General features: G+C 29.5%; 3 protein-coding genes. 1 reads left to right on the top strand and 2 read right to left on the bottom strand.

Annotated features, from left to right (window positions below; translation table 11 throughout):
- Positions 1 to 238: 238 nt before the first annotated feature.
- Complete coding sequence (locus ACOSP6_RS00080) at positions 239 to 877, bottom strand: tetratricopeptide repeat protein (RefSeq protein ID WP_422092426.1); 639 nt, start codon at positions 875 to 877, stop codon at positions 239 to 241.
- A 595-nt stretch (positions 878 to 1,472) separates the two neighbouring features.
- Between ACOSP6_RS00080 and ACOSP6_RS00075 the strand changes: the two genes are divergently transcribed.
- On the top strand, positions 1,473 to 1,649 hold the full coding sequence (locus ACOSP6_RS00075; RefSeq protein WP_422092433.1) for a helix-turn-helix transcriptional regulator: 177 nt from the start codon (positions 1,473 to 1,475) through the stop codon (positions 1,647 to 1,649).
- On the opposite strand, the gene ACOSP6_RS00070 is transcribed toward ACOSP6_RS00075, so the two are convergent.
- The gene (locus tag ACOSP6_RS00070) at positions 1,635 to 2,114 is read right to left on the bottom strand and encodes a hypothetical protein (RefSeq protein WP_422092427.1); all 480 of its coding nucleotides are present in this window, start codon (positions 2,112 to 2,114) and stop codon (positions 1,635 to 1,637) included. The genes ACOSP6_RS00075 and ACOSP6_RS00070 overlap by 15 nt on opposite strands.
- Between the last annotated feature and the right edge of the window lie 140 nt (positions 2,115 to 2,254).

The following is a 2,254-nucleotide window of genomic DNA, read 5'->3' as shown; positions in this document are numbered from 1 at the left end:
GGATTAAAGTTACGTATTTTGTTTAAAAACTAGCGTTAGTAATTACCGAGTGGATTCGGACGAAGTCGAATCCGCCGTAATTACGGTTATACATTGTTGTAAGTAGTGTTTTATTTCGTAGTTTCTTCTTCTCAGTATTTTTTTTTCGCTTCTTTTTGTTTGTGATATCCAACAAAAATTAATGATAAAGGAAAAAACAAAATTATTAAAATCCACTTAAAAATATTCAAAATCAAATTCATTTGTTTCTCTTTTTCACACAATGCTTTTCAAGCATTTCTTCTGCTTTTTCTAAACCTAATTTTGCAGATTTATTAAAATTAATACAAGCATTAGAATAATCTTTTAGACCTAAAAATGCTTCTCCAATATAATAATAACCTTCGTTTTTATAAAAATCGAAGTCATTTGTTTTTTTGAAATCATTAATAGCCTTTTCAAACTTTTTAGATTTTAAATATGAAAAACCACGTTCAAAATAGATGTTTTCTTCGTTAACATTGTAATCACTATCACTATCATTGGTAAGGAATTGAATATTAGGCTTAAAAATATCGCTGTGTTTGACTATTCCCTTGGTTTTGAGTGCAGAGTTTAAGACTTCAATTGCCTTTTCATATCGTTGTTCATTATTTAATATAACTGCGACTTCATAAAAACATTCCGTACAATTTGTAAAGCCTGTAATAGCTTTATAATCTTCAATAGCCCCGTTAAAGTCTTTGATATTGGTTTTAAAGACTGCTCTATTAAATAAAGCACGTCTAAATCTCTTCTTTTTTTTAATCGCTTTATCTAACTCTTTAATTGCTTTTGCATATTGCCCTTTATGAGCATAAATATTCGCATTTTTAAAGTTTTGTTCGGCAGTTGTCAAATCACAACTTATGAGTAAAAAGCAAATCAAAATTATAGAATAGATGGAGTTATACTTTAGCATTTTATTTTTTTCGCATTACTTACAACGTTTAGTATAAGGCAAGTAGGGCAGTGAAAAGGAAATGACCTTTCGGGTTTGCACTAAGCCAAAACAAACGTTTTTACTTTTATATTTTCTTAAACGTCAAAACTTTGTTTTGGCGTGATTGCTTAAAAATACAAAACTTTCGACAACCATCGAATGCCCTATTTGCTTTATACCTTGTTATGCTCTTTTTCTTCTCTTACTGTTATTATCAGCTTTTTCTTTTTCTGGTCAATTTTTATAGTATCTCCTTTTTCAAATCCAAGTTGTTCGAGCCATTACCCTTCTAATCTGATTTCAGGTACAGTATAATTGTTTCCCCATCTGCGATAACGGAACTTACTGTATATTTTTAAAATCCTGAATTTACTCAATTGTCAACTATTTATATGACAAACATAAGAATTCAAATTAAGCTGTCAGACTTTTGTATGACAAAATTGTCGTATAATTAATTGACATTTGTTCTATGAATTAAGAACAACTTAAAAAGAAAGTCGGTCAGCGTATTGTTGAGTTAAGAAGTCAGAAAGGTTGGAGTCAATCCGATTTGACGAGAGCCTGCAATAAAGATAGACAGGCACTTGAAAAGTTGGAGAATGGAAAAGTCAATCCTACGATTTATTCACTTCTAGAAATGGCGAAGGCTTTAGAAGTACCTCTAAAAAAGCTAGTTGATTTTTAATTGGTCAACAAAATCAAGAATCAATTTTTCAACCTCATTGTTTTCATTCCAACTAAAATTCATATTATTTTCTTTATTCTTTATTTTCAGAGTTTTTAAATAGCCTTTGTGAATTTCTTTTTCGTAATTGAATCTGACTTCATCAATTTTCTTTTGAAGGGATAGTTTTTCACTCTCACTTAATAAGTTTTCTTTAATAAAGGTTGTAGGAAGAATTTTTCCTCTCCATTTTACTTTTTCCAGAGGGTTTAAAAATCTTGGTGTATCTTTTCCTATTTCCCATTTTGTGAAACGAATCTTCCAATTTGAATTTTTTAATTCAATCACTTCATAAAATCTAGCATCTTTATGGATGCTGTTCTCCCATTCTTGAAACAGTAAAACTTGATTTTCGTCTTTTTTTTCTGAGCTTAGTTCTATAAAAGTGTTTGAAATAAATTCGTTAAAATCTTTATAATTACTCATTGGATGATTTTTCTTAATTGAGCATAACGTATTTGTGTATGATTTTTTGCGGGAAAAGGACGCGAGTTCTTTTCCGTTGTTTCGGAAAGATAATTAATAAGATTGAATTTCTGGTGAGGAAATTCAGCCGCAATTAATTA

This window comes from Tenacibaculum sp. MEBiC06402 (assembly GCF_049239625.1).
Classification (GTDB): domain Bacteria; phylum Bacteroidota; class Bacteroidia; order Flavobacteriales; family Flavobacteriaceae; genus Polaribacter.
The sequence above is the reverse complement of the archived record's forward strand: the minus strand, read 5'-3'. Positions and strand labels throughout refer to the sequence as shown.